The following is a 7,975-nucleotide window of genomic DNA, read 5'->3' as shown; positions in this document are numbered from 1 at the left end:
ATATGTTTCCAAAGTTTTAAAATATTACAAAGATTTAGGTTGTGTAGCAAATGGAGATGGAGAATGGATTTCTGATAAAGGTTGGAAATGGCCAACGAAATCAGGGCGTATTACAGGTACATTTGATGAAATTCATAATAACAAACCGCATAATGCTGTAGATATTGGAGCCATGACCGCTGGAAAACCAGGAGACCCTGTATGGTCGATGGAAGCAGGAGTAGTTACAGCTCAAACAGGATATGTAAACTACGGTGGTCTAGGTGTCTATATTGACCATGGAAATGGCATTTTATCCCGTTATTTACACTTGAGTAAGATTTCAGTTACACCAGGAACTATGGTAACAAAAGGACAAATTATAGGGGAAATGGGTGGTTCTAACTATGTTGGTGGTGTTCTGAACATGCTTGGATACGCTGTCCATTTAGATTTCCAAATTCGTATAAACGATCAACCGACGGATCCAATGAAGTTCTTTAAGAAAAACGATGATCCAGGGTTATCATCTGGTGGTTCTCCTACAATGACAAATGCTAAACGACAAAAGGTACTGGAAGAAGCGAAAAAATGGCTAGGGCAAGGAAAAGTCAGATATGTATTAGGAGACCGTAATCCACCAGGTGGCTCTTCAGATTGCTCAGGATTTACGCAGTATGTCTTTAGAACAAGCATAGGTGTACAACTTGGAGATTGGACAGGTGCTCAAGTCGGACAAGGTAAACAAGTACCAGATATCAATCATGCACAACCAGGGGATCTTATTTTCTATGAAAACCCAGGGCACGTTGCAATTTATATGGGGAATCAAAGAATGATTCATATTGGTGATAATAAAGGTGTACAAATTACAGGTCTAAACTATACGGCAAGAGGTCAACATATGACGCAAATTCGTAATGTTATAGACTGATTTGGGATGTGAAGAAATGAAGAAAGTCATGAATGTGTTAGCGAATCTGCCTCGTAAGTACTTAGTTATATTGGGGATTATTGTGTTGGTAGTAGGCGTTGCTACTTATAATACTATTCATCGTTACATGATGAAATCTCAAGTACAAGAGGAAGAGCAAGTCAATCAAGATGAAATCGAGATGCTTGGAGATAAGCCAAAGGGATTTGATACAAAAGAAGAGGAATATATCGCAAAGACAAAAACTGTAGAGGATTTACTACGAAAAATTTCTAATAGTAGTTATGATGTACCGTACTTGTTTACAAAGGCTGGATTTGGTATTGAACCAATGAAAATGACAAGCAATGAGCGTATGCTGGCTACAGAAGCTGTTCAAAGGTATTTCCTAAATGGAGATAAGTTTTACAATGCGCGTATTACCAAAATTGACCGTGGAAAAAAAGTAGATACGTTTCATATTGAAGTTTTAATTCAACAGGTAAACTTCTTAGAACCACGACAATTTAAAGTGCAGGTAAACAAATATGCACAAATTGTAACACCAATTGCACAAATTCCGCATGGACAAGAAGAAGTACCTGTGGATTAAGTAGAAAATAAGGGTTGTGGAGAAAAACGCAACCCTTTTATAAAAAAATAAAGAGTACCTAAAATCTTTTATTTAATATTCATAATATTCTTATATAACAAAACCGTGATTAAATAAAATTTGTATATAACGCTAAAACGAAATAAATATGGAGGTATACAAATGAGGATGTTAATTGGAACAGCTGCGAATTTTGTTTCGGGATATTATATAGGTCGAAATTTCGGATTATTAGGAACGTTGCTTGGATGGGCTTTTTTGTTGGGTGGTGGATATTTATTAATAGAAAATTGGGATAATATCACAGTATGGATGCATAGTTTGAATATTGTACGAGGACTAGATGGTTACGAAGACATGAGCAATGGCTTCATTTTCATCTGTTTGGTATTGACACTCCCACGGCTAAAGCCGCAAGCTGACTAACGTCAGTGGGATTCTTACTACCAAAGGCGAAGTCCATTTCTGGTATCGCTGACGTGCAAGATTGCGGTGTGCCATCACCACTCCCACAACAGACCATATAGGTTCGTGGGCTACGGTACTGTGACCATACCGTACAGATTGTTGGTTCTCAAATGTTTTTACGTCTTGTTCTTGACGACTTAATACATTTTACGGAGTAGAAGAATTTGCTACCCCAACCTCATATGTATTCTGTTTTCAGAGAACAGTCGTTTTAAAGTCTTTTGCATGACTATGAATAGAGTATACCATGTTTTGCTATGCAAAAACGATACTTTCATCCCACGTCTAAAGACGGACTAAAGTCCTGTGTGGGCTTTCTCGTATCATAAGTTCTGTAAGTGGCTTTATTCTTATCTTGTTGTCACCGATTTTCGTTATATTATTGGTAATTTGTTTCGTGTTAATAAATATTGTAGCTTGTACACTTGTGTTATTAACATCACCAAGTACATATATGAAGAAGAAAGATAAGGAGAGTGAATGGGTATGAGTACAATTCTAGTTTTAGGTGGATCAAATGGAAGAACGTTAGAGAAGTTGGCCAAAAAAAGAGACTGCCAGGTTATTTTCCATGATGGGAAAAATCACGGAGGCGCAAAGAAAACCTTTCGAAGTGTTATAAAAAAATGCGACGTTATTGTCATTCAAAAAGGTGCATGTGGCCATGTATCTATTGATGTAGCAAAAGAGTACGCAAAGAAGTATGATGTCCCACTATTATTTAATCCGGGATTTGGTGGAACTGATGCGCTTGAAATGGGATTAAAGCTTTTGAAGGTTGCATGAGGTTTGATACATATCTATGGAATTATTATTGTTAAATCAATATATAGCATTTAAAAAGAGGACGGAGGAAGATAGTGTTTAAAGATATATATGTATTATTTCCACCAGAAGGGAAAGAAAACATCGAATTTCAATTCATTTTAGATATAGAGGGAGAGAAGTTTTACGAATATTATAAGGAAAAATATAAAGATCTTATGTCCGATGTATCTGTATATTTTCCAATGTTTCAAAATACGTATGAATCCTATTTAGAGGGATTTTTATACCCGTATGTAAGTAGCTTTAAAGAAATTCGATTAGGGCGGAATACATGGAACAATGAAGGTGTTTGGTTTGGATTGTCAGATGCGATTTAAGTTGAATGTCCGGTTTTTAATAAAAGAGTTATTTTACAGGAAAAGAACAGCTAGCAAAAGCTAACTGCTCGGTTAATTGAATGTGAAAATTTAGTATTTATATTTTCGTAGTAGAATGAGTGATTACTATTTTTTATTAAATTGGATCAGGCGGAAATCTTAAAGCAGCAAACCCACGATTTCCTACTAGAGCAGATGATACAGTCTCACTAAGATCTCCTATATTCGCAACAATATGATAATGAATTGGATCTGGTGGGAGACCTGGGCTATCTACCCATATAAATGTGGAGTTAAAAGGAAAAGTTAAATCCATATTACTACCAACTTCATATTTACCGGATACACTTGAACTTGTTAGTAACACATTATTACGGAATAGCTGGTACGTAATGGCGTCCACAGTAAAGGAGGTGCTTCCATCAGATGGGGTATGAATTACAAGGTCAGTGCCGATTGTTGCGTTTAATAAGACTTTATCATTTAAGCTTTCGATAGGTACAAAGACCTCCATAATTAAAAAATTATTTGTATTTGCTGGAAGTTCTATAGGTTCAGGGTCTGGTGTAAGCGGAGTAAAAGATAGTGTTGGACCGGTGGGCCCAGTAGGTCCAGTAGGCCCAGTAGGCCCAGTAATACCGGTGGGTCCTGTAATACCAGTAGGTCCAGTACTTCCGGTAGGTCCTGTAATACCGGTTGAACCAGTACTTCCAGTAGCACCTGTTTCACCAGTAGGTCCAGTCGCTCCTGTAGCCCCCGTTGAACCAGTGGGACCTGTAGGGAATTGAAAAGGTTGCATAGGTGGGAGTGTAGGTCCGATTGAATCCTGATTTAATGCAGCGGAGGATAAAAACTCGTCCAATATAATTCACCTCTGAAAAATTCGTATTACTAATAGTAAATGCAATGATAAAGTAATGTGAAATGGACAAGCAGCTATATTTTATAAATTTAAAAAATAGTTATTGTAATAAGCAAAAAAACATGCACAAAAATTGTGCATGTATAATAAAAAGCTATGTCTTGTCTATGTAAATATATGTTTAGTTTATATAAATCGTGACTATGTTTGAACAAAGGGTTATTTATTTCAAATATAAAGAGCGCTTTTTAAGGCGCTCCATGATCAAAACTAATATTGAAAAAGAATACCACATTATATTTTATGTATGTTCTTAATACATGTGCAGTTGTTTAACAACATTCTTATTTTAAATATAGAAGCCCTAGGATTAGGAGGCTAGGGCTTCTAGTCATGGTATATCTCACACGACATTATAAAAAGAAAAGAGCGTACTGAAGATAACACACGAATGTTTCATAAATGTATTAAAAAAGTGAACAAATTTTTTATTTTATTGATTTGTAGGTTGATACAGTTCCCCAAACGAAAAGAACCAAGTAGAAAAGTCTTTGTAGTAGGCCTGCAGGTAAGGGGAAAAGAAAAACAAGTGAGATAAGGATTGTTATTACTATTAAGCTTATTAAACAGAAATATGTCCATTTTCTAGCTTTTTTTAGATTCTTAGCAAAAATAAATAGTCCTGGAAATACAGTAAGCATACCTATCCAAACTAGAATAGAATGTCCAATTAGGTTTACATCTGCAGGAATTAATCCTGAAACTATAGTGGAAATTCCTATTATAAGTATAAAAAGTGTTGCTATTCTATTAATTCTTGTTTTTTCTAGATGTTGTGAAATATATAGTACTCCAATACAAAATGTTATTCCATTAATAACAAAGAGTAAATTCATCCAAAAATGATTAGGGGAGCATATTTCATACGGAGCTATTTCGTAGGTGAATTCTCCACAGGTTGTTACACCTAGATCACTCATTGCGTGTCGAAAATAGTTATAAGGTGCTGTAGAAGTGAAAATAAAGAAAAGTTCAATTAAAAAGTATAGGCAAGTTGCAATCCAGCTAAATAAGCCAAACCTGTTTGATATATGCATTAGATTCCTCCTTTGGAAAAAGTATATTTCCATTATAGGTGGTTACATCATTAAAAGTGAAAATTTTCAAGTTGAGATTCGATAACCCTGCTCAACAATATGAGGTTTTCAGGAAAAATGTGTTTAGCGGAAAAACGTAGAAAAAATGAATGGATCAAAAATTAACAAAATCGTTAATTAAATAACAAAAAGTGGAGGGTAAATACATAAACATGAATAATAGTAATATACATAAATCAGGTTATATCATAATTATATATTTTATAATGACTCAATTTGTTGGAATTATAGGTGTACAATTGCTAGCGAAGACGGGCTGGTATGATATTCAGGGAAATCAACAGCAAGCAATTCAACAACTTCTTGTGCATTGGGAACTAATTGGGTTTTCACTTATGCTGATAATCATTTTTCTTATATATAGTAAAGAATTAATGAATGATCCCAAGTTATCGATTAAATTATCAAGAAATTCATTTGTATGGATTTTAGTTGGGATCATAGTAGTATTTCTTGCGCAGATGGTTGGTAGTGTTTTAGATAAGAGTGTATTTCAGTTAACTATGCAATCAGCAAATACGTCTAGTACAGTCGCTGCTGCAGCAATATCTCCTGTGGCACTTATTTCAATTGTTCTTCTTGCACCGTTAGTAGAAGAGTTTGTTTTTCGTTTTGTGGCCATAAATATTTTAAGTTCTAAGTTTAAGCAAACTTGGAGCATACTAATAAGCGCATTGTTCTTTTCTATCATGCATTTTGATTTTCCATTTATATTTGGATATTTTTTAATTGGAGTTATACTGGCTTTAGTATATGTGCGTACTAATAGGTTACTAGTATCATTTGTTGTTCATGCTAGTATGAACTTAATTGTTGTTATACTCCAGATTTCTTGATGAAAAAGCAGCGGGTTCGCGCAACTTACTAGTGATTTATTTTTTGTTTATGAATTTTAAAATTATGGTAAGATTAATAAGACTACATTGGAAAATGTGGGTTCAAGTTGCTGTATTGACTGAATTGCACAAAAAAACCAATTCCATTACACGGGAATTGGTTTTTTTTGTGTTTTGTTAGCATAATTATTGACGGCCTAATGGAGAGTTGTTTCTTTGTAGTTTAGTATAACTTAAGTGAAAAGAAAGTCCAAAATAAAATGATTAATATTTACATTTTTAAAATTATGACACAAAAATGTAAGGATAAGGTTTATGATAGGTGGTGAAACACTCTCCTATGTTTCTAGTGATTGTATCTTTTATCTGTTTTTGGTGCGAAATCTGTTGATGGATTTTGCACTTTTTTATTTATTGTTTAATAGGATCAGAATGCTGGCGGAACTCCTATTTCTTGTAGGGGTCCCGCCACACATCCATCAACTTAAGAAATTGGTAGTTCCCCAAAATGAAAAAAATAAGCCGAATTCTAGAATTACTGTAAAAGGGTAAAATTTTCATTTTGAGGTGATTCCAAATCCTTAGTTTGATATAGATTTGAAAAGATTACATCCACAAATTAAATTTTTTAACTGGTAAATTGAAGATGAATAGACAGAATCTTCTGTTTTATGTATATATAAATTTACTTTCAATCTTTTTACAGGGAATTATAACATATAAAAAGAAATTGTCGCTTATAGGAAAATATAAAACTATTATAGGAGGATTTTTATGCAAATAGTTAAAAAAAGCTTATCTCTAATCATCATGCTAGTATTAAGCATCACTAGTTTCACTTTTTATGGTTCTTCAGATGTACAAGCAGCTTCAAATTCAAAACGTGTATTTCTTTATGTAGGTGAGACAAACAATGGGGCTATATATCCTAAATTTAATACTACGGATATTGATAAATTTACAAATGTTAATGAATTTGTAATTCTACCTAGCCCGCATTGGGAAGTGTACACTGATGGTTCTAATAATTCTTATTCTAGGGCCTTATCGTATATAAAAGATACTGTTAACACTATTAATAAATCTCAACAACCTAAACCTGTTATCATTGGGCTACCAGGACTAAATTCTGAAAATGCACCATTTGACAAACTATACCCTAAACTTCAAAGCTTTATTAATCAGATTGACAAAGAACTTGGGAACTCAGTATCAGGATTTTATTTCAACTGCGAGTATATGTATAATAACCCAGGCAAACAATTCGATTACAATAATCTCATGAACAATAGGACAGTCAAGTTAGCTAATGATTTATCGTACTATGTTAAAAATTCCTTATCAAAACGTTACGATTTCATATGGGTTCCTACCTACTCTAACGCTGAAAACATCGCAGCAGATACAATTAAACGTGTAGGTTTTGTGACAAATAGGACGAATATTTTTGATGAGGTGTTGCTACAACCTAACTACTATTTCAATGGAACTGGGACAAGAATCTCAAACCAAGCACCGGCTTCAAATTTACAAGGAGTAAAATACAGTATACAAAAACAGCAAGTAACTTTCCGCGATGGTAATCCTGCAGCAATTAAATTAAGTAATAATACAACCCGTATTGGAGTTCAAATGGAGATTGATGGTAAGATTAGTTGGGGGGATTCTTCAAATAATTTAAGTGCGAGTATTTTTCAAAATCGCTATCAACAATATGTAAATGCTTATCAAACATTTGTGGGGATTTATCCTATTAGCTACTATGGAGCAGAAAAAATTCATATTTTTAATACTAATGTTATTAATTCCATCAACCAGTTTTACGACAAAAATTAATAAAGAGGGATAGCATTTTTTGCTATCCCTCTTTATTCGAATTTCATCACAATCAAGCTGAAATTTTCATAGTACCCCTAAAGCAATGATAACTTGTGATAAAAAAGCTACTTTTTCTTTCAGAATAACTCTGAAACCTTAAGTTGATGGATGTGGGGTCCCGCCA

8 protein-coding genes and 1 pseudogene are annotated in these 7,975 nt (G+C 34.0%); 7 read left to right on the top strand and 2 right to left on the bottom strand.

What is annotated here, in order from left to right:
* The 5 genes and pseudogenes from ACZDYH_RS30125 to ACZDYH_RS30105 all read left to right on the top strand — a co-directional run.
* Positions 1–913, top strand: a 913-nt coding sequence (locus tag ACZDYH_RS30125; protein WP_474888004.1) for a peptidoglycan DD-metalloendopeptidase family protein, incomplete at its 5' end; no start/stop codon positions are given.
* Positions 914–929: 16 nt separating this feature from the next.
* Entirely contained in the window at positions 930–1,505 is a 576-nt protein-coding gene (locus tag ACZDYH_RS30120; RefSeq protein WP_000757467.1) for a hypothetical protein, read from the top strand.
* A gap of 162 nt (positions 1,506–1,667) precedes the next feature.
* Positions 1,668–1,901 (top strand): annotated as a pseudogene (locus tag ACZDYH_RS30115) (hypothetical protein); the annotation flags it as partial.
* 552 nt (positions 1,902–2,453) lie between these two features.
* Positions 2,454–2,759, top strand: a complete 306-nt coding sequence (locus ACZDYH_RS30110; RefSeq protein WP_197241595.1) for a DUF2325 domain-containing protein — start codon at positions 2,454–2,456, stop codon at positions 2,757–2,759.
* Between the two features lie 74 nt (positions 2,760–2,833).
* On the top strand, positions 2,834–3,118 hold the full coding sequence (locus ACZDYH_RS30105) for a hypothetical protein (protein ID WP_368937209.1): 285 nt from the start codon (positions 2,834–2,836) through the stop codon (positions 3,116–3,118).
* Between the two features lie 136 nt (positions 3,119–3,254).
* Here ACZDYH_RS30105 and ACZDYH_RS30100 read toward each other — a convergent pair whose 3' ends face one another.
* Together ACZDYH_RS30100 and ACZDYH_RS30095 are read right to left on the bottom strand one after the other, a co-directional pair.
* Complete coding sequence (locus ACZDYH_RS30100; RefSeq protein ID WP_474888001.1) at positions 3,255–3,980, bottom strand: collagen-like triple helix repeat-containing protein; 726 nt, start codon at positions 3,978–3,980, stop codon at positions 3,255–3,257.
* A 488-nt stretch (positions 3,981–4,468) separates the two neighbouring features.
* On the bottom strand, positions 4,469–5,077 hold the full coding sequence (locus tag ACZDYH_RS30095; protein ID WP_326304875.1) for a DUF998 domain-containing protein: 609 nt from the start codon (positions 5,075–5,077) through the stop codon (positions 4,469–4,471).
* Positions 5,078–5,289: 212 nt separating this feature from the next.
* Here ACZDYH_RS30095 and ACZDYH_RS30090 point away from each other — a divergent pair, with 212 nt between their 5' ends.
* Positions 5,290–5,973 (top strand): CPBP family intramembrane glutamic endopeptidase, encoded by a 684-nt coding sequence (locus ACZDYH_RS30090; protein ID WP_434714802.1) that lies wholly within the window; start codon positions 5,290–5,292, stop codon positions 5,971–5,973.
* Between the two features lie 774 nt (positions 5,974–6,747).
* Positions 6,748–7,809 (top strand): hypothetical protein, encoded by a 1,062-nt coding sequence (locus ACZDYH_RS30085; protein WP_474887998.1) that lies wholly within the window; start codon positions 6,748–6,750, stop codon positions 7,807–7,809.
* Positions 7,810–7,975 lie beyond the last annotated feature (166 nt).

The organism is Bacillus sp. EB V-12, from assembly GCF_056158125.1.
This window is presented reverse-complemented; position numbering and strand designations above follow the sequence as displayed.

Bases quoted from the DNA above. Each gene is read 5' to 3' on its own strand.
- ACZDYH_RS30110 (WP_197241595.1), top strand. From the start codon at position 2,454: ATGGGTATGAGTACAATTCTAGTTTTAGGTGGATCAAATGGAAGAACG.
- ACZDYH_RS30090 (WP_434714802.1), top strand. From the start codon at position 5,290: ATGAATAATAGTAATATACATAAATCAGGTTATATCATAATTATATAT.
- ACZDYH_RS30120 (WP_000757467.1), top strand. From the start codon at position 930: ATGAAGAAAGTCATGAATGTGTTAGCGAATCTGCCTCGTAAGTACTTA.
- ACZDYH_RS30085 (WP_474887998.1), top strand. From the start codon at position 6,748: ATGCAAATAGTTAAAAAAAGCTTATCTCTAATCATCATGCTAGTATTA.
- ACZDYH_RS30095 (WP_326304875.1), bottom strand. From the start codon at position 5,077: ATGCATATATCAAACAGGTTTGGCTTATTTAGCTGGATTGCAACTTGC.